26 protein-coding genes are annotated in these 25,765 nt (G+C 33.7%); 2 read left to right on the top strand and 24 right to left on the bottom strand.

Going from position 1 to position 25,765, the window contains the following annotated elements:
• Window positions 1-151: 151 nt before the first annotated feature.
• The 17 genes from trmD to yneA all read right to left on the bottom strand — a co-directional run bounded on the left by trmD (window position 152) and on the right by yneA (window position 14,160).
• Window positions 152-901 carry a tRNA (guanosine(37)-N1)-methyltransferase TrmD gene (gene trmD / locus CLOCL_RS08600; protein ID WP_041715030.1) on the bottom strand — a complete coding sequence of 250 codons (750 nt, stop codon included), beginning with the start codon at window positions 899-901 and terminating at the stop codon, window positions 152-154.
• Entirely contained in the window at window positions 891-1,415 is a 525-nt protein-coding gene (rimM, locus tag CLOCL_RS08595; protein WP_014254958.1) for a ribosome maturation factor RimM, read from the bottom strand. Before rimM ends, trmD begins: the two co-directional genes overlap by 11 nt.
• 115 nt (window positions 1,416-1,530) lie before the next feature.
• Complete coding sequence (locus CLOCL_RS08590) at window positions 1,531-1,761, bottom strand: KH domain-containing protein (protein ID WP_014254957.1); 231 nt, start codon at window positions 1,759-1,761, stop codon at window positions 1,531-1,533.
• Between the two features lie 44 nt (window positions 1,762-1,805).
• Window positions 1,806-2,051 carry a 30S ribosomal protein S16 gene (rpsP, locus tag CLOCL_RS08585; protein ID WP_014254956.1) on the bottom strand — a complete coding sequence of 82 codons (246 nt, stop codon included), beginning with the start codon at window positions 2,049-2,051 and terminating at the stop codon, window positions 1,806-1,808.
• Between the two features lie 37 nt (window positions 2,052-2,088).
• Window positions 2,089-3,441, bottom strand: coding sequence for a signal recognition particle protein (ffh, locus tag CLOCL_RS08580; protein ID WP_014254955.1), 1,353 nt, complete (start codon window positions 3,439-3,441; stop codon window positions 2,089-2,091).
• Between the two features lie 104 nt (window positions 3,442-3,545).
• Window positions 3,546-3,899: a YlxM family DNA-binding protein gene (ylxM, locus tag CLOCL_RS08575; RefSeq protein ID WP_014254954.1), complete on the bottom strand. Its 354-nt coding sequence runs from the start codon at window positions 3,897-3,899 to the stop codon at window positions 3,546-3,548.
• A gap of 133 nt (window positions 3,900-4,032) precedes the next feature.
• Entirely contained in the window at window positions 4,033-4,671 is a 639-nt protein-coding gene (locus CLOCL_RS08570; RefSeq protein ID WP_027621489.1) for a hypothetical protein, read from the bottom strand.
• A 77-nt stretch (window positions 4,672-4,748) separates the two neighbouring features.
• Window positions 4,749-5,144: a hypothetical protein gene (locus CLOCL_RS08565; RefSeq protein WP_014254952.1), complete on the bottom strand. Its 396-nt coding sequence runs from the start codon at window positions 5,142-5,144 to the stop codon at window positions 4,749-4,751.
• A gap of 241 nt (window positions 5,145-5,385) precedes the next feature.
• Window positions 5,386-5,781: a GerW family sporulation protein gene (locus CLOCL_RS08560; RefSeq protein WP_014254951.1), complete on the bottom strand. Its 396-nt coding sequence runs from the start codon at window positions 5,779-5,781 to the stop codon at window positions 5,386-5,388.
• Window positions 5,771-6,223 carry a DUF2953 domain-containing protein gene (locus CLOCL_RS08555; RefSeq protein ID WP_245532861.1) on the bottom strand — a complete coding sequence of 151 codons (453 nt, stop codon included), beginning with the start codon at window positions 6,221-6,223 and terminating at the stop codon, window positions 5,771-5,773. The genes CLOCL_RS08560 and CLOCL_RS08555 overlap by 11 nt, the downstream gene beginning before the upstream one ends.
• 195 nt (window positions 6,224-6,418) lie before the next feature.
• The gene (locus CLOCL_RS08550) at window positions 6,419-6,841 is read right to left on the bottom strand and encodes an anti-sigma factor family protein (RefSeq protein WP_014254949.1); all 423 of its coding nucleotides are present in this window, start codon (window positions 6,839-6,841) and stop codon (window positions 6,419-6,421) included.
• A gap of 3 nt (window positions 6,842-6,844) precedes the next feature.
• The gene (locus tag CLOCL_RS08545) at window positions 6,845-7,426 is read right to left on the bottom strand and encodes an RNA polymerase sigma factor (protein ID WP_014254948.1); all 582 of its coding nucleotides are present in this window, start codon (window positions 7,424-7,426) and stop codon (window positions 6,845-6,847) included.
• A 273-nt stretch (window positions 7,427-7,699) separates the two neighbouring features.
• Window positions 7,700-8,203 (bottom strand): PaaI family thioesterase, encoded by a 504-nt coding sequence (locus CLOCL_RS08540; protein WP_014254947.1) that lies wholly within the window; start codon window positions 8,201-8,203, stop codon window positions 7,700-7,702.
• A 147-nt stretch (window positions 8,204-8,350) separates the two neighbouring features.
• On the bottom strand, window positions 8,351-9,574 hold the full coding sequence (locus tag CLOCL_RS08535; protein WP_014254946.1) for a TadE/TadG family type IV pilus assembly protein: 1,224 nt from the start codon (window positions 9,572-9,574) through the stop codon (window positions 8,351-8,353).
• 52 nt (window positions 9,575-9,626) lie between these two features.
• Window positions 9,627-12,794, bottom strand: a complete 3,168-nt coding sequence (locus CLOCL_RS08530) for a DUF5702 domain-containing protein (RefSeq protein WP_014254945.1) — start codon at window positions 12,792-12,794, stop codon at window positions 9,627-9,629.
• 87 nt (window positions 12,795-12,881) lie between these two features.
• Window positions 12,882-13,550, bottom strand: a complete 669-nt coding sequence (locus tag CLOCL_RS08525) for a TadE/TadG family type IV pilus assembly protein (RefSeq protein ID WP_014254944.1) — start codon at window positions 13,548-13,550, stop codon at window positions 12,882-12,884.
• A gap of 322 nt (window positions 13,551-13,872) precedes the next feature.
• On the bottom strand, window positions 13,873-14,160 hold the full coding sequence (gene yneA / locus CLOCL_RS08520) for a cell division suppressor protein YneA (RefSeq protein WP_014254943.1): 288 nt from the start codon (window positions 14,158-14,160) through the stop codon (window positions 13,873-13,875).
• A gap of 295 nt (window positions 14,161-14,455) precedes the next feature.
• Here yneA and lexA point away from each other — a divergent pair, with 295 nt between their 5' ends.
• Window positions 14,456-15,091: a transcriptional repressor LexA gene (gene lexA / locus CLOCL_RS08515; protein WP_014254942.1), complete on the top strand. Its 636-nt coding sequence runs from the start codon at window positions 14,456-14,458 to the stop codon at window positions 15,089-15,091.
• Between the two features lie 204 nt (window positions 15,092-15,295).
• Here lexA and hfq read toward each other — a convergent pair whose 3' ends face one another.
• The 7 genes from hfq to CLOCL_RS08480 form a co-directional block, all read right to left on the bottom strand.
• Window positions 15,296-15,547, bottom strand: coding sequence for an RNA chaperone Hfq (gene hfq, locus CLOCL_RS08510; RefSeq protein ID WP_014254941.1), 252 nt, complete (start codon window positions 15,545-15,547; stop codon window positions 15,296-15,298).
• Window positions 15,548-15,753: 206 nt separating this feature from the next.
• A complete protein-coding gene (miaA, locus tag CLOCL_RS08505) occupies window positions 15,754-16,695 on the bottom strand; it encodes a tRNA (adenosine(37)-N6)-dimethylallyltransferase MiaA (protein ID WP_014254940.1) in 942 nt (313 codons plus the stop codon).
• A 187-nt stretch (window positions 16,696-16,882) separates the two neighbouring features.
• Entirely contained in the window at window positions 16,883-19,072 is a 2,190-nt protein-coding gene (mutL, locus tag CLOCL_RS08500) for a DNA mismatch repair endonuclease MutL (protein ID WP_014254939.1), read from the bottom strand.
• 63 nt (window positions 19,073-19,135) lie between these two features.
• Window positions 19,136-21,754, bottom strand: a complete 2,619-nt coding sequence (gene mutS / locus CLOCL_RS08495; RefSeq protein WP_014254938.1) for a DNA mismatch repair protein MutS — start codon at window positions 21,752-21,754, stop codon at window positions 19,136-19,138.
• A 116-nt stretch (window positions 21,755-21,870) separates the two neighbouring features.
• Complete coding sequence (locus tag CLOCL_RS08490; RefSeq protein ID WP_014254937.1) at window positions 21,871-22,257, bottom strand: YlbF/YmcA family competence regulator; 387 nt, start codon at window positions 22,255-22,257, stop codon at window positions 21,871-21,873.
• 229 nt (window positions 22,258-22,486) lie between these two features.
• Window positions 22,487-23,914 (bottom strand): tRNA (N6-isopentenyl adenosine(37)-C2)-methylthiotransferase MiaB, encoded by a 1,428-nt coding sequence (miaB, locus tag CLOCL_RS08485; RefSeq protein WP_014254936.1) that lies wholly within the window; start codon window positions 23,912-23,914, stop codon window positions 22,487-22,489.
• 297 nt (window positions 23,915-24,211) lie between these two features.
• Complete coding sequence (locus CLOCL_RS08480) at window positions 24,212-25,078, bottom strand: phosphoribosyltransferase (RefSeq protein WP_014254935.1); 867 nt, start codon at window positions 25,076-25,078, stop codon at window positions 24,212-24,214.
• A 337-nt stretch (window positions 25,079-25,415) separates the two neighbouring features.
• Here CLOCL_RS08480 and CLOCL_RS08475 point away from each other — a divergent pair, with 337 nt between their 5' ends.
• Window positions 25,416-25,703 (top strand): hypothetical protein, encoded by a 288-nt coding sequence (locus tag CLOCL_RS08475; protein ID WP_014254934.1) that lies wholly within the window; start codon window positions 25,416-25,418, stop codon window positions 25,701-25,703.
• Window positions 25,704-25,765 lie beyond the last annotated feature (62 nt).

The raw sequence follows: 25,765 nt of genomic DNA, 5'->3' as shown, positions 1-25,765 counted from the left end.
ATATTATAAAAATATTATAATTGTCAAGGACTTTTTAATAAATTAACTGATTGACATGTCCCACTTTTTTTATTTCATAATAAATAATCAATATCTTTTGCGAAAGATAAAATACTAAGCTTTATTACAGTCAAACAGCTGAGCATTACCTTTATAAATTTTCTTTTTTAATTTCTTTTAATAATTCCTCAATAAGCTCTTTATCATCTTCATTCGGTTCAAATTTTTCGAATAAATCCGGCCTCTTCAGATATGTTCGCTTAATTGCTTCTTTTCTTCTCCATCGTGTTATATTGGCATGATGTCCTGACAACAGTATATCTGGTACTTTACGGCCGTTAAATTCAACCGGCCTTGTGTATTGCGGATATTCCAAAAGCCCATTGTAATGGGATTCATTGGAATAGGACTCTTCAGTGGACAAAACTCCCGGTATCAAACGACTTACCGAGTCAATCAGTACCATTGCCGGAAGTTCCCCGCCGGTGAGTACATAATCTCCGATCGAAACTTCCTCATCAACAATTTCTTCAATTATTCTTTCATCAATACCTTCATAGTGTCCGCACAATAAGACAAGGTGTTTTTCACCAGACAGTTCCTTAACTACTTCTTGGGTAAGTACTCTGCCTTGAGGACTTAAATATATTACTTTCGGTTTATAGTCCAAATCCTTTACAATTGAAAGATAAGCATCGTAAATTGGCTGAGCTGTCATTATCATTCCCCCGCCGCCTCCATAGGGGTAATCGTCAGCTTTTTTATGCTTGTTTTTTGAAAAATCTCTTATGTTAACGGCATTAATTTCTATTATGCCTTTTTCCTGTGCTCTTCCAATTATGCTCTCTTTTAATACTGCATTAATTACTTCAGGAAACAATGTTAAAACATCAAACCTCATCATCAACCAATCCTTGAGGCAGCTCCACAGTTATTTTTTTATCTTCTATTGAAACTTCCTTTACCACCGATTTTAAAGCGGGTATAAGAATATCCTTTTTATTTTCTCTCCTAACGACATAAACATCATTGCTTCCGGTTTGAAGCACATCAACTAATACACCGAGTTTATTGGCATTTTCATCATAAACTTCACAATTGATCAAATCACAGATAAAGAAGGAGTCTTTTGGCAGTTTTACTGCATCTTCCCTATTTATTATTATAAATTTTCCCTTTAGCTTTTCTGCCTCATTTGCATTGTTAATATCTTTAATCTTTAAAATAACAAAGTTTTTATGATATTTTACACCTTCAAAAGTATATTTTTGCATATTTTCAGAAATTTTATCGGATATATAGGCAGATTTCAACTTGTTATATCTTTTAGGTTCATCAGTTAAGGGTATTACCTTAACTTCACCTCTTACTCCATGAGTATTTACAATTTTTCCAATTTCAAAATACTGTAACATAGTTTACACCGCCATCTGTCGTACTTATATTTTAGAGGAATTTATTTGTTTGTTTTACCTTTCGGATGTTAAGTTAATAAAATGCGGGCAAGATTATGGTTCCTGCCCACATTTACTACTGCAGTATTTCTACAGATACTCTTTTGTTTTCTTTTATTGCTGCTGCCTTCATAACTGTCCTTATTGCCTTTGCAATTCTACCTTGTTTTCCAATAACTTTACCCATATCATCCTTTGAAACTGTAAGTTCAAGGATCATTGATTTTTCACCTTCAACTTCGTTTACACGAACATCATCCGGGTAATCTACTAAGGCTTTGGCAATTGTTTCGAGAAGTTCTTTCATTCAGTCATACCTCCCGTTCTTTTACCCTAATTTTTGCATTTTTATTATTGTATAGCTCCAACTTGCTTTAATAATTTCTTAACAGTATCTGTTGGCTGTGCACCGTTTTTAATCCACTTTTGTGCTTTTTCAATATCAATATTTATTGAACTTGGCTCAGTAAGTGGATTGTAAGTACCGATTTCTTCGATGAATCTTCCATCACGAGGAAATCTTGAATCAGCAACAACTACTCTATAAAACGGGCTCTTTTTAGCACCCATTCTTCTTAATCTTATTCTAACTGCCATTTGTTTTCACCTCCTGCTACAAGTTTTGCTGCAATTTTTATCTAAACGGTAATCTGAATTTATTTCCAAATCCTTTCTTACCGTGTTTGCCTAAATCATTCATAAGTTTCATCATCTTTTTCATCTCTTCAAAGCTCTTTAATACTTTGTTAACATCCTGGACTTTAGTACCGCTGCCGGCTGCAATTCTCTTTCTGCGGCTGCCGTTTATTATTGAAGGATCATTTCTCTCCTGTTTTGTCATTGATTTAATTATCGCTTCAAAACGGGCAAGTTCCTTTTCGCTGTCTGCTGTATTGATTGCATTAAGCGCTTCGGCATTTATTCCCGGTATCATACCTAAAATCTTGTTTAAAGGCCCCATCTTCTTTATTTGCTGCATTTGTTCCAGGAAATCCTCAAGCGTAAACTGTTGAGTACGCATCTTTCTTTCCAGTTCCAAAGCTTTCTTTTCATCAAAAGCTTCCTGGGCCTTCTCAATCAAACTTAGCACATCGCCCATTCCAAGAATTCTTGAGGCCATTCTGTCAGGGAAAAACGGTTCCAAATCGTTGAGTTTTTCCCCCATACCGATGAATTTAATCGGTTTACCGGTAACCGTTTTAACCGATAAAGCAGCTCCGCCTCTTGTATCACCGTCAAGCTTGGTAAGAATTACTCCATCAATCCCGAGCTTTTCATTGAAGGTCTCGGAAACATTAACCGCATCCTGCCCGGTCATTGAGTCAACTACAAGGAGTATTTCAGTAGGTCTTACGCTTTCTTTAATGTTCTTTAACTCATCCATTAGCGCTTCATCTATATGAAGACGACCGGCTGTATCTATAATCACCAAATCGTACTGTTTGGATTTTGCATGCTCTATTGCTGCTTTTGCAATGTCGATAGGATTTGTTTTATCTCCCATCGAAAATACATCAACCCCAAGCTGACCTCCAACTACTTGCAGCTGCTTGATAGCCGCAGGCCTGTAAACGTCACAGGCAACCAAAAGGGGTTTTTTACCCTGTTTTCTTAAAAGGTTTGCAAGTTTACCTGAAGTAGTAGTTTTACCGGAACCTTGCAGACCTACCATCATATAAACAGTAGGAGGTTTGGGCGCAAACACAAGTTTGCTTTGCCCGGGTCCCATCAGATTTATAAGCTCTTCATGAACAATCTTTATAACCTGTTGTCCCGGAGTAAGGCTTTCCAAAACATCCTGCCCTACTGCCCTTTCGGAAACTTTAGCTATAAAGTCTTTTACAACTTTAAAGTTAACATCAGCTTCCAAAAGCGCCAGCTTTATTTCACGCATCATTTCTTTTACGTCTTTTTCGGTAACTCTTCCCTTACCCTTAAGCTTCCTGACAGCTTCCTGAAGCTTGTTTGAAAGTCCTTCAAACACCATATATCAGACACCTCATCTTTATCCTAGCTATCCGCAATCATATAACTCCAAACTGTTTCACTTTCTGCTGAACATATTTACCAAATATTACAGATAACTCTTAATCAACTCTCAATTATATCCATTATTCCGATTTCTATCTTTTTTAAATATTCAATATCTTCCTTATTCATATTTTCTTTATTGATTTTTTTTATATATTCCAAAATTTTTTCTGCCTTTGCCTTCTGCTCGGTAAATTTATTAACAAGTCCCAACTTCTCTTCTAAGTTTAACAAATAGGCTTTCCCACGTTTTATATTGTCAAAAATCCCCTGTCTGCTTATGTTAAAATGCTCGGCAATTTCCCCAAGGGAATAATCGTTATTAAAGTGTAAATCCAATATTTCATACTGCTTCTTTGATAGCAGCTGTCCGTAAAAATCTAACAAAAGGGATATTTCATATATTTTATCCATTTTTACACCTGTAAAGTAAAATACTTTACACCTCATTCTATTCTAAATTTTACGATAAGTCAAGTATTTTTTATAATTTTTACAACTAAGCTATACCTTAAACTGCTGCCGGATGATTTGAACAGCTGTAATTCTAGTCACTTTCGAAAGCCTTGGCTACGATTGTTTGATTTCCTGATTCTTTATCATAAAGTTCAATAACGACAATAACTGTATTGTTTCCCGACCATAAATTTATATAGCTTAAGCCATATAGTTCAAAAGTATCCTTATCCCCGTATTCCCCGTCATTATATCCACCAGGGCATAAAACTCTTGTTTTTCCTGTTTCTAAGTCATAGATGTTTAAATCAATAGGGTTTTTTCCCAGTTCGTAGAGGATTTTCTTTCCATCATAGGATACTCTCATTCTATATGCACCCAAGGTGTTAAATATCTCATCATCAATCAACAGCCTTTCCTCAAGCACATTTCCTTCATAATCTATAATATAAAACTTTGAATTTATTCTATACATCAACCTGTTGCCTTCAATAGCACCCAAACTTCTCATATAAGCTATTTCTTCGTTTATTTTTATCTTTACTTCCTTACACTCATTATCCTTAATATGATATAGCTTGCATTTCTGCTTTGAATCAACGGAAAAAACAACATTTACAAACAAATTTCCGTTGTCATAAGCCGGCCAGTCAACAAAGCCGTTAACATTTTCCCAATCGATACCGTCATCTTTCATATACTTTAAGATGTATTTTTGAAATAAATCCACTGTCTCGTTCTTCTTAAAGTCAACATAATAAGCTGTTTTTATTCCTCTAAAATATACTTTTAGATCCTTTTCATCGATTATGGGATATCCCCTGAAAGTCGGTACATGCTTTCCCGAAGCTTCGGCATATACCTTTTTTCTTCATTATCCCATATAGTCAGTGTGGTATTGTCTTCTAAGCCGCTCTCTGTTTGACCGGCGTTATGAAACAAAAAATACCTGCCGTTTCTGGATATTCCTGATAAGTTCTTCAAATTATATTTGTCAATTTTTTCTATAGCGATTATTGTTCCCCCCAAATCATCCTTATATCCTATCTGAAAACCTTTAAATTTCTCTTTCTCAGCAGTAATGATCGGCTGAAGAGTTTCAAGACCCATATCAGAGTTATTTGAAACCGTTTCCTTTGAACACGCTGTCAAAATTGAAGAAAATATCAAAGTTACATATAGAAATTTACAAGCTCTTTTCATAACTTTACTCCTAATCAGGTGATTTCTATAAGTTTAATAATTAACATTAAAAAAACTGGTATACTATTTGTTTTATCAGTAACTTAAAATATTATAATATAATATCACAGAGTAAGGTGCAAACAAAATGGTATAATTACCTAAATCATACATCTAAACCAAATAAAGTACTCTCCTTTAAGGTAAACAGTAAATTTTACCGTCTATCTCAAAGGGAGAGCAATTTTATAAATTCCAACTTTTAATCTTGTTCTTCCTTTTCTTTTTCTTTCTCATCATCTTTCTTGATGCAATTAAATTTTGAAGCTATATCCGGTACCATATCAATTAACTTTTCAAAGCCTCCGCTTTTCTTTATTGGTATCATTTCAACTTGATCACCTTTAATTACAAGTACAGCTGTAGGTGATATTTTTGCACCAAGACCAGCACCTCCTCCGACACCATGGGCGCCCTTTGATTCATAACCGTTACCGCCTCCTGAACCAAGCCCGAAGCTGGTTGAGATAAACGGTATTAAAGTAGCTTCTCCGATTATAATAGGTTCTCCTATTACTGTTTTGGAAGTCAGTAATTTTTCAAATTTTTCAAATAATACGCTGACACTTTCGTTTAAATCAAATTTACTATCTGACATTTAAATTTACCTCCTTAAATTTGGGTTTTTGATTTATTTTATCAGGTCTGGAAAGGTATAGTCTTAAAGCTAAATAAGCTATATATGCCAATACCCCTCTTCCCTGGATTGTGCCTTTCCCTTCGTATATTTCTTCATCAAATACCATATTTATTTTAATGTTTTTAGTTTTAAGTTCCGCCAATAAAACATTTAGCATTGCACATACAATTCCAGTGATATAAGGATCTTCAAACCCCAGAGTACCTTCAATTTCAAACTTTTTAGGTTTTAAATGTTTTAGAATTTTCTTTATACAAACAAGTGTACATTCTAAAAATTCAGTATCAAAATAATTTATAGAGCCATCTTTTTCTTTATCTTTTTGTTTTCTTTTTTTATGGCCTTTATTAGCCTTATTCTTGCCGATTCTTTTTTTATACCAAAATATCTGAACATGCATTATGGGCTGCTGTGAGTATATCAATGTATAGTAAAATCCGAATAGTCCCCAAAGCCAAATGACCTTTGCACTAATAAATGTTCTTTCTTTCTTTTGTGCATTCACCATAAATTCAAAAGGTATAATCAGAATTAAAATTATCCATACGATTAAAGCTGCCAAAATATAGCCCAAAATAATCAATATTGTCATATTCTATATCCTTTCTTGAATAATCTTCAATCCATATTTAGCACTCTTCTTAGTTGCTGTTCCTAAAATTGAGCCTGTAGCTTTAAGGCTCTTTCTAATTAATCTCTTACCGGGAATATATTCGGTAAACTCTGAAGCCAAAGCAAAAGTCTTTTTTTGTTGATTTATAAAATCCCTTATTCCATATTTGTTTGACTCAGTAAAAATATTATCAAGAACCATATTCCTAATGTCCTCTAGTTCATCCGGTACTTCTTGTATTTCCTCCAGACCTTCTAACTCGTAGTACAAGAGTTTAAATTGAGTTAGATCTTTTCTGCATTTTTTACATACCTTTAAGTGTTCTTCAACAAAAATCTTTTCAAGAGGATCAATAGTTTTATCTATATATTTTTGAATTAAATCACCGTCAAATTTACATTCCATAAGCTACATCTCCCATATGCCTTTTTTTACAAGACTTTCCTTCAAAAGCCTTCTACCTCTAAAAAGGTAAGTTTTTATCGTACCAACAGGACAAGACATAAGTTCGGCAATTTCATTATAACTAAGCCCATTGATATGTCTTAATAACACAGCCATTCTTATCTCATCGGGAAGCTCCTTGATTGAATCTTCTAAAGCCTTTTTTGTATCAAAGTACATCACCTTATCTTCGGTAAGTTCACTATCGGGTATAATTTTTTCAAGGGCTCTGTCACTTTCGTCAACATTTGAATTAATAGACAATTCCGATACCTTGTTCCTTATATCCCTCTTAAAATTGATACAGGTGTTTACAGTAATTTTTTTTATCCAAGGTGATACCGGCTTTTTTTCATCCACTTTCTCAAAATTCCTGTAAATCCTTAAGAATACTTCCTGGACCAGGTCTAGGGCATCTTGCTGAGAATATGTATAGCTGTAGCATATACTATATATGTACCTCTCATACTTTTTGAACAAGAGTTCAAATCCTTCACGCTTATTCTTTTTACATAGTTTAATTATTTTCTGATCCGGAACCTCCACTTAAGTTGACTCCCTTTCATATAAACTTTAGATGCAATTATTTATATATACACTTAAAAATTGAAAAAGTTTTGATAAAGTAAAAATATTTTTATAAAAATATACAAAAAGACCCTCATTAAAAACATGAGAGCCTTTATCAGGGTAAAACTTATCTATTGCTGTAAAAATTTAATTAACTTTTTATTGATTTATATCAATTGAGTTATTACATATGATGAATTATTAGTGATGGCACCAAAGGTTTAATATATTTTTTCTTATTTTACTTTCCTAAATCTCTATCTCCTTAGGGTCGTCATCTTTTAGAACTACATCCCATTCCTCATGGTCTTCATTAAAATCCGCAATCTTTTCAATAGGCATTTTTAAATACTTTCCATAGGCTGTAGCAGCAACCTCACCGTTTGCAAGCAATATCTCACCGGTACCTTCAAACAGCCTGTTGGAATCTTTTGTTATCCTTCCCACTGCTCGAAGCTCTTCATTTAACGGTATGGGTTTTTTGTATTTTACATTAAGCTCTACGGTAACTCCCCATATGTCTTCCTGATTAATCATTATTGCCCTGCCTATGGTCTCGTCAAGTATAGCACCAATCACTCCGCCATGCAGTCTTCCGGGATAACTCTGGTGGCCTTCAAGGGTTTTAAAAATAGAAACCAATTCACCGTTTTCAAGCTCATAAAAAGAGGCTTTTAAACCATAAGGGTTTTTTAAGCCACATACAAAACACATCCTGCTGTTTTTCTGCTTTTTAGTAACTCTATATTTCACTTTATATCTTCCTTTCTGATTCTTAAAAATAAATTAATAGCATAACTTTAATTGCTCATAAAAATAATATAAATTTCGATATTAAAAGCACTGTAAAGTTTTAAAATGCAGGTTTAGGTATGGTTAAATATATACTTTATTATAATTTTATTCTACTCTACTTTGCGGTAATACTCCATAACCTTCTTTGTATTTTAAAATAACATTGTGCTTCTTTGCGTATTCCATGCAATCCTCCTTAAGGAGTTTTTCTACATCCGGCCTGGCTTCGAGTGATTTTTCCGGAATAATTACAATAAGAGTTCTGGATTTTATATCAGGATAGTCTTTATGAGTAAATTCTGCTAATTTTCTTATACTTAAATAAATCCGATATTTAACGCCATTTGTAGTTGCATAGCTCTTATCACTAAGATTGATAGTCGTTACATCAATTATGTCACCTTCATTATAATTCACAGGCATATCAGCATTTTCAAGTTCATGTATTCTTTTTGCTCTTTCTAAAGGATCAAGTTCCCAAAAATTTTCTGAGGCTGGTTCTGACGCCGGTTCGGAATCAACGGAATTTGGTGTCTTGCCGTCACCATTTAACCAGGCACGGACTTTAGCTCTTTGAATAAAATACAAATCAGGCAAAAAATTTATAGGAAGACCGGATTCCACTTTATATCGGACTATAATGTCAATATTTTTCTTATCATTAAGTATTTTTGTTTCACTAAAATCAAGCCCGGAAAGACCGTTTACCACACCAAGACTTTTTAGTCTTTTATCGGCATCAATTTCGTCACTTCCGATATGCTTTTTGCACATTAATCTTACTACCGGTGCAGCCAATTCACCCTTTAAGTCTTCAAAGGCGCCATTGGCCAATAAAGAGGCATAGGCAATTACTTGCTCTTTAGGATTCTTAAGTGCGCTTTCAAGCTTTTCTTTCACGTCTTTTCCCTTTGAAAGAGCTTCTTTTGACAGATCCTTAATGTCTTCCAGATCTGATTTCAATTCTTCAAAATCTTTATTTTTCAGATTCTCTGACCCCTGTTTGACAGCCTTTTTTGTATTGTTCAGTGTGTTTAAAGCATCAACAATACTGTTAATCTGTTCCTCTGCCGGCTTGCTGTTCTCTTCCAGCTTATCCTTGGCATCATCATGCAATTTTTGCAATCCCGATACAGAATAGAGATAGCTATATACAGCCAACTCATTTGCTGTTTCATTTATCGCATGCTGGATAATGTTCTGGGTATATACAATTTTTATAAAGAGAGCAAAACTGAGTACTACACATATAAACAATGGCATTACTATAGCTGCTTCGACGGTAAGAGCGCCTTTAGACTTTTTGGCAAATCCGGATAATCTGTTCATGACATGAAACCCTCTCTTATTTTAAGGCGTTTTTTATATAAAACATGGATTTTTAATAGCCTTTAAAGAGCATAACTTTTAGACTGTGCCTATCAAATTCTTCAGTTTGTAACTCTTTTTTTACAAAGGGCTGTGTCATAAAGAAGTATTTCATCGACACATCAACTTTTACTCCAATATAAGTATTGCAATGGGCAAGTTTAAATTCTTTGTTACCGGTCATTTTCATCATCTGCAGTTGAATCAGATCCTGTATTCTGGTTATCTTCTTATCTCTGTCCATTGTCAAAAGCAAAAGTCTCAAATATTCTTCATAATTGAAAGAGACTGCACTTGCCTTTACATTGTTATAATCGCCGATGTCAGAAGAATTCTTGTTTCCAAAAGAATCAATATATTCATTGAGTTTTTCTTTGCCCTCTTTGGCAAATTCACTTATTTTTTTGTTTATTGTTTCTTCTAAGCCTGAAATCTTTTCGCTGACTGAATCTTTTATAGATTCCTTGATATTGTCAATTTCTTCTCTGGCTTTATCGATTGGCATTGTAACTTTGTTTTGTATCTCTTCCTTAGCTTTTTTATACTCTTCCTGCGCAATTCTATATATTTCTTTTACTATGGTGTTCATTTCTCCATTTGCAATGTTGGACAATTCATTTTCAAGACTTTCGGTAATATAGGCATAATTATCCTTTATGGTTTTATCAGCACTGTTTAATGCAGCTTCAACCGGCTCAAAAATTTTCTCCACTATGTTGTCAACTTTTGTATTTATCGAATCCTTAATATTCTCGATGTATTTCTTTGCAGAATTCTCCAGGGAGTCTATTTTTTCATCTATCATATCCTTAACATACTCTTTTCCTACTTCTACAAGAGTTCCGGTTATTTTCTCCTTTAATTTTTCCAGACCGCCCTCCGCACTTAGAATCCAGTCTTTACGGGTCTTAAATATCGGCACTGACTCGCCCCTCATTAATAACTTTAAATCAATAACTGATTCAGCCGCTGCCCAACTTATGACAATAAGAAATGTAACCAATGGAATTAAAAATACAGCTATCGGAGGACTTACAACTGCAGCAAGCTTTTTTGCAGTTGCTACTATATCTTTCATTTTGGCAGGGTCTAAAAAGATATGCAATGAATTTAGAGCAATCCTTATAATAAGAATCTTAGTCATTACATTACGTATATTTGCCTTTTCATTATCTTTTCCCCCTATTATGTATTCTATCTCGTTCTCAAAATACATATAGGGTTTCCTGTCGGTTCTGTTTCTAAGTCTTAAGTCAACCTGGCTTATGTTTTTGCCGTTCTCCGATTTTAAATTTTTCATGGAAAGATAGTTATTGAAGGTTCCTAGAGCATATTCGCTTATATATATTTCATCTCGTATTGTTTCAAGACCTTCTTCCAAAATATCAATAAGGGTAGTAAGTAACCCAAAGCCTTTTATGATGGAATCGTTACTGTCATCTTCAAAGTCCATATCGTTTATAATGGAAGCATTGTTTAAGGCTTCTTCCAGCGATTCGTCCAATTTGGCCTTGTTCTCATCATATCCAATGGCCTTTACAACAAAATCGTAATCTTCGCCTAAAAACGCTTCTAAAATTTCTCTGCTGTCAATCTTTGCGCCCCCTGAAGGAAGTCCCTTCTTTATTTCCTCAAAATCTTCATGACTTTCCGGAGCTTCAATGTTTTTTAAAGGATTTTCCGAACTATTCATCAGGTCTTTTGCAGCCTTACGAGGATCTTCAGCCTTTTCCTTACTTTCTGTAATCTCTTCAACCGGGAACTCTTCAAAACTTACTTTGCTGTATTTGGAAATATAATTTGCATACAGTTCTTCCACTTTTATTACTCTTTTTTGTATATAATCGAGCATTAAAAAATACTCATCTTTTCGAAAAACGGAAAGATCATAGGAATCGTCATTTATATCATATAAATTTATTTCTTTCAATATCTGAGTTAAATCGCCGATTACAGTTTTGTTATTGCCGAATTTTTCTGCCAAACGGGTTATGTTTTCTGTGGATATCTGATTTTCAATCTTTTTTATTTCTTGCTTCATCTTTTCGGCAAAATCGCTGGTATCTCCTTGCAGCTCCTTTTTGAGAGATTCCATTTGTTTTTTTACATCATCATTCTTTTCTATTATTCTATTGGCTATTTTTATAGCTTCATCGTTATAAGATTCATATTTTTTTAATTCATTGAATATTTCATCTATTTTTTTCTTTGCCTCTTTTGCAACAAAATTATACTCTTCTTTAGCATCTTTCTCTTCTTTTTCCGCTTCTTCAATCTCGCTTTTAAAAGGCTCATCCAAATCTTCAATTTGTTTTCTTATGCTTTCCTTTTCAGTTTCATCTTCTGCTAATGAAAGTTCTTTTCTTAGCCTTTGCATTTCATTTTTATATTCATCGGTTTTCCTGTGTTCCTCAAGTTTTTTTTCGGCTTCCATTCTCTTCTTTTTCATTTCTTTATAGACTTTTTCCATTCCTACTTTAAGAGCAATTTTTTCGCCGATATAATTTAGCTTTTCTTTCATTTCTGCCGGTTCAAAGGCATTTACCTTTTTGATTTGCGAAGATAATTTACCAAGCTCTTCACTTATGCTGTATAATTTTTTGTCAACTTCAAGCTTTGAAGACAAAATTTTTGCTTGTTTCTTATAACCTCTGAATAGATTTATTTTTTCAAGGAACTCTTCGCCCAGCATTTCAGGAGCCCTGTATTTCATATACTCAACTATCTGGGCTCTCAATACTTCATTTTCAGCAAGATTATATAACGGTACTACTTTTACATAGTCAATTCTGTAATCATACATATCAAGAAAACTTACATTTTCATATTTATTTTCAATGTTTAAAAATTTTTTAAGATAGTCCCAGGAGGCATCGCTTATATTTTTCTTTTCTGCCCCCAGTTCAGTCATAAGGGTTCTGTTGAGGTAATACATCAGTTCCTCTTCCAACACAGAAGGGTTGTTTTCAGATAAGGCCATAAGACCAAACCACTCTTTTAAAATGTTGTTGTAATATGCAAGTAATGAATTTGCTGCAGCTTCAGCAGCACTTTGAACCTGAGCCTCGGCAACTCTGGCCCTTGCACCATCCACGAGTACGCCGGTCAATATCAGCATTATCGAAGTTATAAAGCAGATATAAACAGTTATAGCACCTTCGTTTCTCTTGAATATTCTCATAATGCACCTCGTATTTGTTAATTTTATATTGTTTGTCGAGCATGCAAAAATATAGTTTTTTTAGCTTCAAATACAATTACGAAAAAATTAGTTTTTAGAGAATTTACTTTTTATGCCGTCCAGAAAATTGTTAACTTTGTCCTTAATTTTTTCAAAATTGTTGCCTGTTAAATTGTCTATACGTTTCCCCATATCTATTGCAAAATCGGTATTTCTGATAAATTCGGAAGGATCATTTATTAATGCTTCGGATTTTGCTTGTATGGAGACGGTATTTCCAATGCCAAAAATACTTAATATATTTCCTATAGGAAGTTTAAAATTCTTTTTTACAGTTACCGTTAACTTTTTATAAACCAAGTAATTTTTTACTTCCACATCAAACTGTATATCGGTAGTATTCATTGGAACCTTTTTGTCCCCGCTTTGAAGAATGCTATACTGTTTTAATGAGTTTTTAATATAATTCTCAACCTTCTCTTTCTTTGATTTTTCTTTATAGTCAATTACTTTCCAATAGGGATCATTGTCTTTAAAATGCTCAAGCTTTACTAAACTTATATACATATCACTCTCGGGATTTTTCCAAATAGCAGCTCCCCTTTCAGCTGCACGGTCAGCCAGGGACTTGATATAAGCTTGTTCATAAAGAAAGATACTGACGTATATTAATGTGATTATAGACAGGAAAATAATCGGAATAATCAATGCAGCTTCAACGGTAGTACTGCCTTTTTTGCTTTTAAGGTTATACATTTAACCACAACCTTAACAATAGTTTATTAAGCAAGATATATACCGTAAACTGTATAAAAAACGGAAAGTATCTCAATATTCATATAGCACTGCAGAAAATCATATAAGTTTTTACAGGAATTTTGACATAAACATATGATAGTTATGATTTCTTTATTTAGAATATAAACATGACATTTGTTATTTTATAGTAAAATTATACCACACTTTTGTAAATAATTCTATTATTTTTGATAAATTTTGCATTATGTTTGAAATTGCATAAAAAAATCCCAATAATTATATCGGGACTTTTTTAAACGGGATAAATATTTCTTTATAGTCACTCTTCAACTATTACTTTTAAAGTGTTGCCAGCTATAATATTGCTATTTTCAAGATGGTTTATTTCTTTAAGTTTATAAATATACTCTCTTATGTCTCCTTTTTTATTGTATTTTTCTGCAATTGACCAAAGAGTATCTCCGCTTCTTATTGTTATAACTATCAATCGAGGCTCTTTATATCCATACGCTTTTGTGAAAGAAAAAACAGTAAAAGTTATCAAAAGCAATGTTACAATGAATATGTAAAACCTAGTCTTATTCTTTAGCACATATCTCTTTTTCATAAAAATCCCCCTAAACCGAACTTATGTTCTTTATATGTATTATATTAGAACATCTGTTCGATGTCAATATAAAAAGCAAAAAAATATCGAACATAAGTTTGATTTATTTAAAATATAATGTTATAATACTTTTAGATTTATCTGTAAGTTTTTTGCTTTAAATAAGACGGTCAATTTGATCATTAAAATAAGAATGGAAATTAACAAAAATCTGACAAGTTAACTTTATTTTGTTTACTTTTTGACTGTGAAGGACTACTACGTCGATGCCAAATACTTATATGAGGTGAAGATAATGCCAAAAAAGAATGAAGAAATGCAGCAAAAAATTCTTGATTTTTTAAATGAGCAAATTCAATTAAAAGGGTATCCGCCTTCTGTTCGAGAAATATGTGCAGCTGTCGGTTTTAAATCCACTTCTACAGTTCACAGTTATTTGGAAAAATTAAAAAAAGAAGGTCTGATTCAAAAAGATGCTACAAAACCTAGAGCACTCAAAATTGTAAAAAATAATAAAGTTGAGGAAGAATCAAAAAGTGTTTATTCAAGAAGAGAAATGGTTGATGTTCCCATCATTGGTAAGGTTACAGCCGGTCAGCCCATCCTGGCAGTTGAAAATATTGAAGATACCTTCCCTCTTCCTTTAGATTTCGTACAGGGCTCCAATGCTTTTATGTTAAGGGTCGAGGGTGACAGCATGATTGAAGCCGGTATCTTTGACAAGGATTATATACTTGTAAAGCAGCAATCTACTGCCTCCAACGGTGATATTGTAGTTGCTCTTATCGGTGATGAAGCTACAGTAAAAACTTTTTATAAAGAAGACGGTTATGTCAGACTCCAGCCTGAAAACAAATACTTTGAACCTATTATAGTTAGGGATAATCTGTCTATTTTAGGAAAGGTAATCGGCGTTTTCAGAAAGCTTTAAACTAAATACAATAATTTATAATTTCAATATAAAAAATTCTTAAAATAAAAAATCCCGATGTTTAATACATCGAGATTTTTTATTTTAAAAAAACTATTATAACATACTATTTCAAAATACCAATTAAAAAACCGAAAGCTTAAACGTACTTTATCCTCCTGAAATGCAAACTATGTATTGCAATACTAACTTTAAACTTATTTATTACTGCTGCTGGTCATTTTTATTATCATTAAATATTAAATTAACAAGCTTCATAGGGCTTATGGTTGATATGGCATGCTTATAAATAAGCTGCTGCCTTCCTTCACTATCCAATACCACTGTAAAATTATCGAAACCTTTTACCAGCCCTTTTAATTGAAATCCGTTTGTAAGATAAACAGTAACAGGGATGTGCTCTTTCCTAACCTGGTTTAGAAAAACATCTTGTAAGTTGATATTGTTCTTGTTCACGGGTAATCCTCCTCTAATAGACTTTTTTCTCTCTTTCTTTTTTATGTTTTTTTATATTATAAAAGAACTCTTATTACTTTATTTTTGACCTGTATAACTAAATTAGATAGCAATACAGGATTTTAAACAGTATTGACAAAGATGATCCATTTTCAATTAAAACAAAGAATATATCTTACAAACTAACATCTGCTTTAAGTTATATTCTACAAGATAATTCCAGACGTTGCAACAACATCTTTAATATTTTTAATTATTTCTTGCAGATCCTGAGTTTCATCCAAATTAATCCAATGTACATCTTCCATTCTTTTAAACCATGTAAACTGTCTTTTGGCATAGCGCCTTGTATTCCTTTTCAACAAATAAACTGCTTCATCGAACGATGTCTCACCTCTTAAGTATGACAAAATCTCCTTGTATCCAATTCCCTGCATTGCAATGGTACTTTTATCGTATCCCATTTCTATCAGCTTTTTGACTTCCTGAACCAACCCCTTCTCTATCATTTTATCCACTCTTTGGTTTATTCTTTCATATAATTTCTCCCTACCCATAGTCAAACCAAAAACAGTAAACCTATATTTTGAAGGATTGTTTCTGGACTCCTTTTGAAGCATTGATATGGTCTTATGGGTATAAGTATATACCTCAATAGCCCGTATTACCCTTTTAACATTATTCATATGAATTTTTTCTGCCGCTTCGGGATCGATTTCTTTAAGCTTATTATGAAGATACTCATTACCCTTTTCAAGAGCTTCTTTCTTTAATCTCTCTCGAAGCTCCCAGTCACATATAGTATCTCCAAACTCGATATTATATATAAGAGAATCAATATACAAACCAGTCCCACCGCAAACAATGGGAACCTTACCCCTATTTATTATATCATCAATATATTTTACAGCAAGTTGCTGAAATCTTGCAACACTAAACTCTTCATCAGGAGTTATTTCATCGATAAGATGATGTTTAATTCCCTGTTTTTCTTCTTCGGTCGGCTTTGCAGTGCCTATATCCATATATTTGTAAATTTGCATTGAATCGGCCGACACTATTTCACCATCTATATCCTTTGCAAGTTCAATTGACAATTTTGTTTTACCTGAAGCTGTAGGTCCTAAAATAACTATAACGTTATTCAATTTATCCTCCCAAAAACCAAATAAAATACATTCAGAAAAAAGCTTTAAATTAATTATTATAATAAATTTGATTGAAAAAACTTGCCACAGTAATACACATTATTGTATCTAATTCATTAAGTATTCTATTACACAAAAAGTAACCAAATCAATTTCCGATAACGTCAATTACAAGTATTAAAACAAACTACAGTATTCTTTTAAACATTTTTTCAAATTCATGCTTTGTTATTTTAATTATTGTAGGTCTCCCATGGGGGCATGTATATGGATTTTCAATTTTATTCAAGTCATCCAATATTTTTTTTATTTCAAGCTCATCAAGCTTCTTATTCGCTTTAACTGCTGCTTTGCATGCTAATGTGTACAGAGCTTCTTCCTCAACCAAAACATTCTCTTTCCGCTTTTCGTTTACAAGAAAATCGAGAACGTCCAAAAACGATTCTTTTATTCTGGCATTATCCGGTAATATAACCGGTACCGAACGTAGTATAATAGAATTTTTACCGAAATTTTCAAAAGAAAAACCTAGTTTGTTTAATTTTTCTTTATTTTCATCAATCAGTTTTAATTCCTGGTTTGTTATCTCAATCACCACAGGCGAGAGCAAGAACTGAGCCAAACTTTCATTTTCCCTGTATTTCCTCTTTAATTCTTCAAACCTGATCCTCTCATGGGCTGCATGTTGGTCTATTATCAATAAATCATCTCCGCTTTGAAGAAGAATATAGGTTGAAAAAACTTGTCCTATAATCCTGGCGTCTATAAGTTGGTTTTCTTCAGCCTCTTTATTGTCGGCTTCAATGCCGACATTTTCATTTTCTTCACTCAAACCCTCCGGGTCAGTAGCCATTTTTTCGGCCGGCTTTTCAGATGTATCAATTTCATTATATGTGTTATCTTCTCCTGAGCTCTCCAACTGCCCATTTAACTGACTGTCAGTATCATATGTATTTTTGGTTTTGCTTTGAGGGTTTACTGTTTGCCCAAAATATATATCCACCTCTTCATTATTCTCTTCGACAGCTATTCTCTTTGTCTCTTTATCAGTACTTCCTTTTATGTTGTCAGTTTCAGAGGTATCCGGTATTTCTATAAAACTTTTGTTTTTTGCGTTATCAATCTTTACTTCATAATTATCGGACTTTATAACCGAAACATTAGCATTAATATTTCCGTTATTTAAATTATTTTCATTATTTATATCTTTATCCTTTGCTGCAATAATTTTTTCTTCTTTTCGGTCAGACTGTTTTATTGGTTTACTGTCTGTAAAACCGGATTTTAACGTTAAGCCCTCCTGAACAAAATCCTTTGCCGGCTGGACATTTTGCTCAAACTTAAATAAGTTTTTCGTTTTTTCGGAAATTTCAACATTTCGTATAAGGGACTTACTAAGCAGAGCATTATTTATTGCATGATACACAGCTCTAAAAATTGTCTGTTCATCGGAAAAACGCACTTCCATCTTTGTGGGATGCACATTTACATCGACAAAAATGGGATTTATTTTTATTTGCAGCACAACAAAGGCAAATTTGTTCTTCATAAGATATGTTTTATATGCCTCGTCAATTGCAGAAAAAATCGTCTTATTCCTTATATATCTCCCATTTATATAAATTGACTGATAATTCCTGGTGGTTCTTGCTATTTCAGGCTTACCTGCATACCCGAATATTTCAACTTTTTCGTCCTTGTATCTGACTTCTAACACTTCTTTTGCAGTTTCCTTGCCATAGAGGCTAAAAATCGTACTTAAAAGGTCATTATTTCCCGGGGTATGTATAACGCAATTCCGGTTATTCACAAGCTTTATTGAAATATGAGGATTTCCCAGCGCAATCCGATTGACAATATCGGATACATATCCTGCCTCGGTTGTATCCTTCTTAAGAAACTTAAATCTGGCAGGGGTGTTGTAAAATAGATCCCGCACAATAAAAGTTGTCCCAACAGGACAACCTGTCTGACGTACTTCCTTCACCAATCCGCCCTGTATCTTTATGTACTTGCCGTAAGGTTTTTCCTTAACCCTTGTGGTAAGTTCCACCAATGACACTGAAGCTATACTGGCAAGGGCTTCTCCTCTAAATCCAAGGGTGTAGATGGACTCTAAGTCATCGGCCTTCCTGATCTTGCTTGTAGAATGCCTCTCAAAGGCAATTTCCACATCGTCCTCATCAATGCCTGATCCGTTGTCTACAACCTTAATCATTGATATTCCGCCGTTATTTATTTCAATGGAAATATTTGAACTGCCGGCATCAATCGAGTTTTCTACCAATTCCTTTACCACCGACGCCGGCCTTTCTACTACTTCTCCTGCTGCTATTTGGTTTGCGGTGTTTTCGTCAAGTATAACAATTTTGCCCATATCCAGACCGTCCATTCCAAAATATAAATGAAAAATGACTAAAGACACAAATTTTCTCAATGCTTAAGTATTAACTTTCTTCTGCAAATTATACAATATATTCAAAGCATCAAGAGGTGTAAGGGTAGTTACATCAATACTTCTTAACTCTTTTAAAACTTCATCATAACTTCTTTGCTGAGCATTGAAGGAAAACACATCAATTTGACCTTCAATAGGCTTCATAGCTCTTTTAAACCGTGCATCCCTCTTGTTTATATCCGATTCTTCAAGTTCCTTTAAAATTTCCTTTGCCCTGTTTATCACCGGTGCCGGAACACCAGCCAGTCTTGCAACCTGTACGCCATAGCTGTTATCGGCACCGCCTCGGATTATTTTCCGTAAAAATATTATATCCTCGCCTTTTTCTTCAACCGATATACAGTAATTTTTAACACCGTCTATAGAACCTTCAAGTTCGGTGAGTTCATGATAGTGAGTAGCAAATAGGGTTCTTGCACCTATTTTTTTCTTGTCACTGATGTGTTCTATAACAGACCAGGCTATGCTAAGGCCGTCATAGGTACTGGTTCCTCTTCCGATTTCATCCAATATCAAAAGACTTTTTGAAGTGGCATTGTTTAAAATATTTGCAACTTCACTCATTTCCACCATAAACGTACTCTGACCGGCAGCAAGATCGTCAGAAGCCCCTACCCTGGTAAATATCCTGTCGGCAATTCCAATAACCGCACTTTTTGCAGGTACAAAACTTCCTATTTGGGCCATCAGCACAATTAAAGCAACCTGGCGCATATAGGTGGATTTACCGGCCATATTTGGTCCCGTTATTATGGCAATTTGATTTTCAGCCATATCGAGATATGTATCATTAGGTACAAAGGCACCCTGGTCAATCACCTTTTCTACAACCGGATGTCTTCCGTCAATTATATGAATCACATCTTCATTGTTCACTTCCGGCATGGTATAGGATTCGCGGTCAGCCACCTCTGCCAATGAACATATCACATCAATTTGTGCCAAAGCTTTTGCTGTTCTTTTAATCCTGTTTATCTCAGAGGCCACTTTGCTTCTAACCTCAACAAATAGCTGGTATTCAAGTTCAACAAGCCTGTCCTCCGCACCCAAAACCTTTTCCTCAATTTCCTTAAGCTCTTCAGTTATGTATCTTTCACAATTAGCCAAAGTCTGCTTTCTTATATAATTGGGTGGAACGAGGGAAAAATAGGACTTTGTTACTTCAATATAATAGCCGAATACTTTATTAAATCCTACTTTTAAATTCTTTATTCCTGTTTTTTCACGTTCTCGATTTTCAAGTTCAACAAGCCAGCTCTTTCCGTCAACCGATGCCCTTCTTAGCTCGTCAACTTCTTTATTATAGCCTTCTTTAATAATTCCTCCCTCTTTTACAGACACAGGAGGGTCATCACATATCGCCCTATCGATAATTTCATAAACATCATCGAGGGAATCGATGTCACGGTCACATTCCCTGTTCAGACTTTCATTAAGATCTTTTAAAAGAGATTTTATATAAGGTATCTGTCCTAAGGAGTTCTTCAATGAGATAAGATCCCGGCAATTGGCACTGCCCAGCACGATCTTACCCATAAGCCTTTCTATATCGTAAACCCTTTTTAAAAGTTCCCTTACCTCCATCCTGACCATGAACTTGTCCTTAAATTCCCTGACGGCATTAAGTCTGTCCCTTATATCATAAATATTGATAAGGGGCTGTTCTATCCATTTTCTTAGGGTTCTTCCTCCCATGGAGGTCATTGTCCTGTCCAAAACCCACAGCAAAGAACCCTTTCTGTTCTTTTCCCTCATGGTCTCGGTAAGCTCAAGATTTCTTCTTGTTGCCGCATCCAAAATCATATATTCTTCAATTTTGTATTTGTTAAAACTCTGAATATGATTAAGATTTACCTTTTGAGTCTGTTCAAGATACTCTAAAAGCGCCCCGGAGGCATTTATATAAATATCGAATTCATTCTCACATATTTCATGGTCACTGAAATATGACTTAAATTTATCCATGGCATAGCCAATCTCGAAATATTTATCTTCAATCGTGGAAATATATGTATTAAACCTCGTTTTAACAGCCTTAACCAAATTTTCATCCTTTAAAAATTCACCGTTAGCCACAATCTCGGAAGGCGAAAAACGGGCAATTTCGTCCATAAGCTTGCCGATTGTATTTCCGATTATTATTGAAGTAGATGTAAAATCACCGGTTGTTATATCTACAAAAGCAATACCGAAAAAGTTTTTATATTTATATAAAGACATGAGATAATTATTCTTCTTATCATCCAACATAGCCGAGTCTGTAACAGTACCCGGCGTAACAATTCTTATAACATCCCTTTTAACAATGCCCTTTGCCGTTGCAGGATCTTCTACCTGCTCGCAGATAGCCACCTTATAGCCTTTATTAATAAGTTTGCATATATAGGAATCGGCAGAATGAAAAGGCACTCCACACATAGGTGCCCTTTCTTCCAAACCGCAATCTTTACCTGTAAGGGTTATTTCAAGTTCTTTCGAGGCAATTTCCGCGTCAGTAAAGAACATTTCATAAAAATCCCCTAATCTAAAAAAAAGAATACAATCTTCATACTGTTTCTTTATATCCATATACTGCTGCATCATAGGTGTCAGTGTTGCCATTTTATCATACCTCAATTCATTTCTTTGCCTAAATTAAAATTATTATATTCTAAATATTCCGTTTAAAAATACAAATTCCATTTTTATAAGATAACTATCTTCTCTATGAAATCACCCTACTTACCGCATCCTCCGCTGCATGAACTGCAGCCTTCTGCAGAACACGGCTCTTCTCCTGTTATAGAGTATATCAGAACATCATTTACTTTTTTTATAAGCATGTCCAATTTTTCTTTGGATTCAATATAGTTCCTGGTAACATCGCATTGATTTACTTCGTCATATTTTTCCAAAAGTTTTTGCTTGATTTTATCCAATTTTTCCTTTTCAGAATTCTGGTGTACAGCCATCACCATTTCGCTCTGAATTTCCTGATATTCTTTTAGAAGAGCTCTTGCTTTATGATCCTTTGCCAAACTCTCTTCCCATTTCCTGAAATTCATCATCTCTTCCGAGGATCCAATCATGTTACCAAGTTCTCTGGCTTTTGAAATAATATCCATACTTTTTCCTCCAGTTCTAGATACTCCTAAAACAAAACATTCAATTTAAATTAAAAATGAATTTTTGTAAAATTATGGGTCTATCTATAATATCCTCAATGATTATTTATTTTATCATAAAACAGGCACATTGAAAATAACCATATTAATCTTAATTCTTGCTTTAATATTTCCGGTATTTTGAATAATTGCAAGTGATTTTTTATAACTTAATACATACTGATTTTAATTATTCTATATTTCCCTCCAAAGACCATGTTTTGACAGTATTTATCTTTACCGTTACAAGTTTTCCAATCAATTGGTCATCTCCCTGAAAATTTACTACCTTGTTTCCGCGTGTTCTTCCAGTATAATTTTTTTCATTGGTTTTACTCTTACCCTCAACAAGAACCTCCACTTTTTTATTTAAATAGCTGTCGTTTATTTCCTTACTGATTCTATTCTGCAATTCCAATAATCTCTGGAACCTTTCTTTTTTAACTTCTTCAGGTATCTGGTTTAAACTCTTTGCCGCCGGAGTTCCGGTTCTCTTTGAATAGAGGAAAGTATATGCCTGGTCAAAACGGACTTTTTCAACAACAACCAATGTATCCTGAAAATCCTCCTCAGTTTCGCCGGGAAAACCTACTATAATGTCGGTGGTAAGAGAAATATCCGGAATGTTCTGTTTAATTTTTTCAACCAGTCTAAGATAATCCTCTTTTGTATATTTTCTGTTCATTTCCTTAAGTATTTTAGTGCTTCCGGCCTGAAAAGGAAGATGCAGATGTTCGCATAACTTGTCTAAGTCCCTCATTGCATAAATCAATTCATCGGATAAATCTTTCGGGTGTGAAGTCATAAACCTTATTCGTTCTATTCCTTCAACTTTATTTAACTCAGTAAGCAATCGGGCAAAGGAAATATCTCCGCCAAGGTCCTTGCCGTACGAATTTACGTTCTGGCCAAGAAGTGTTATCTCCTTAACGCCTTGTTGTCCTAACATCTTTACTTCCTCAACAATTTTTCCAAATTCCCTGCTTCTCTCCCTTCCTCTTACATAAGGCACAATACAGTAGGAGCAGAAGTTATTGCACCCATACATTACAGTAACCCATGCCTTAAATCCATCCTTCCTTTGTATTGGTACATCTTCAGCTATCAGTCCAATGGAATCCATTATTTCAATAACCGTTTGATCGGAGCTTATGGCATTATATAAGAGTTCAGGGAACTTGTACAAATTGTGGGTACCGAAAATCAGGTCCACATGCCTGTAAACCTTTTTAATATGTTCTACCACTTCAGGCTGCTGCATCATACATCCGCAAACAGCTATGATTAAATCCGGATTATCCTTTTTCAAATGCTTCATAGGTCCTAAATGTCCATAAACTTTAAGTTCAGCATTCTCTCTGACACAGCAGGTATTATATATAATAAGGTCGCTGTTCTCCATATTAGAGCCTTCGGCATATCCCATTTCATTGAGCATTCCGGCTAATTTTTCAGAATCGTGCTCATTCATTTGACATCCGAAGGTTTCAATATAGTAATGTTTCTTGCGCCCGGTTTTCATTTCCTTTTGATAATTCAATTCCTTAATTTCATCAATAAACTGATACTGCCTTGCAATCTCTTCTTGTGAAACCTTTATATCACTTCTTCTACTCAATGTTCATTCCTCCGTAAAACTCTTTAACACATATTATCATCATATTATAACATAAAATTGTCACTTCTATGTAGCGAAAAAATAAAGAATATTCAGTTGTTATTTTGTAAATTTGCTGACATGTTATAAACTTAACTAATAATTGCATTTTATAAATAATATCTCAAATAAAAATTTTATATTAAAATAATTTTCACTGCAAAATCCCCTGATTTGTATATTCATTCGTAGATTAAGCTTAAAGACCTCCAAGAAATTTTCTCAGAGGTCTTTTTTCATAAATGCTAAAAACTATATTTACCTTTGAATGCCATATATATTCTTTTCCAGCATAAGCCTTGCCCTTTCCTTAGTTTTATCATCGGAATTCAAAGCCTGTTCAAGGAACTGCGGATTTTGTTTCAAAAAGTTCGCCATTGATTCTTTTGGATTTTTAATATATTCCTTTATCATTTCAAACTGATTTTCATTAATCATTCCCATATCCAATGCTTTCTCAAAAAGTTGTATATCTACACCTATCATTGCAAAAGATTTTATGTTAAAGTTATTTAAAACCTGCTCTCCGCCCTGTTTTCTGTCAACTACCACCACACTCCACCTAATATTCCCGCCTTTGTTTGAAATGGCAGGAATCCAGGCTCTTTCATAACTGGAAGCCTCCGTTATGAGGTCTGCCACATGCAGTACATTTTTACCGCCAAGCTCAACAACTTCCTCTGCTTTGCCGTTGTAAAAAATCACAGAATTCAAATCTTTGTATATTGTAATATGAGGTTTATCCAAAAATTTTGCTATGATAAGGGAAAAGAACCAGTCTCTTCTTTCTCCTCCGGAAATATAATTCACTTCTTCGATACTAATATTTTGTTTTATGAATTCTATCATTTGATCAATCAATGACTTGTAAATAGAATCACATTCATAATTTTTCAAAGTCTCCTCGAGAACTTTTGCAGAACAGCTGAAAATATTTTCTTTTTCCACATCAATAAGTTTTAAAAGTTCGTTTGCTTTTTCTTCACTCCCGTAAAGGAAATGTGTATTTATGTAAAATGGACCGATTGTACCTGAAGTATACCAAAACGGTTGGTTTTGAGGGCAAACCCTTACTGCATCAGTTTCAAAAAGCCATTTAACTAAATTGTCGGTACTTACATTCATATCCTATTCCTCCATTTTATCAGCTTAATAATTAATCATGCATGTTCCCATGCTAATCTTTCATTAACATCAGTACTATTTATTTCTATTTTTTATTATGATATAATATAATTGTAGTAATAATTTATTATTAATGATATACTAATTTAATCCAAAAGTGCAATAAGTTTTTTAATTTCAATGTTTCAATTTTGACTTTTTTTCAATTTTATTTTTGATATAATATATTTAGCAACAGACAGTTTTTTATCCCGACACTAATTCTTTTGGCATATCTTATAGAGATAGAATAAATTAATATTTTATTTGTTTTCATTCGGGAAGGGAAGTGGTTTTGATGAAAACGCGGCTCATATCGTGTAACAGAGACTGGACTTCGCTGACTGTAATCGACAATAAAGGCAAGCACCATATTTTATCTTATAACGACATAGATAAAATTAAACTGGGGTATTTTACGCAAAGAAAACTTTTTACTAAAAAAACCTCCGAAAAAATAGAATTCGTATTGAAAAACAATTCTTCTATTATACTCACTAAAGTTATGGATTGGAATTACTTTGACCAATATAAGAGAGAAGTTATTAAATTCGCAAATGACAACAAAATAAAAATTGAGGTTTAATGAATTATAATTTTTTTTAAAAATTTTTTATTATAAATATATTTTTATACAATAACATTTTT

The organism is Acetivibrio clariflavus DSM 19732 (genome assembly GCF_000237085.1).
Taxonomy (GTDB): Bacteria; Bacillota; Clostridia; order Acetivibrionales; family Acetivibrionaceae; genus Acetivibrio; species Acetivibrio clariflavus.
Note: the sequence above shows the minus strand (reverse complement) of the source record. Positions and strands in the feature narration are given on the sequence as shown.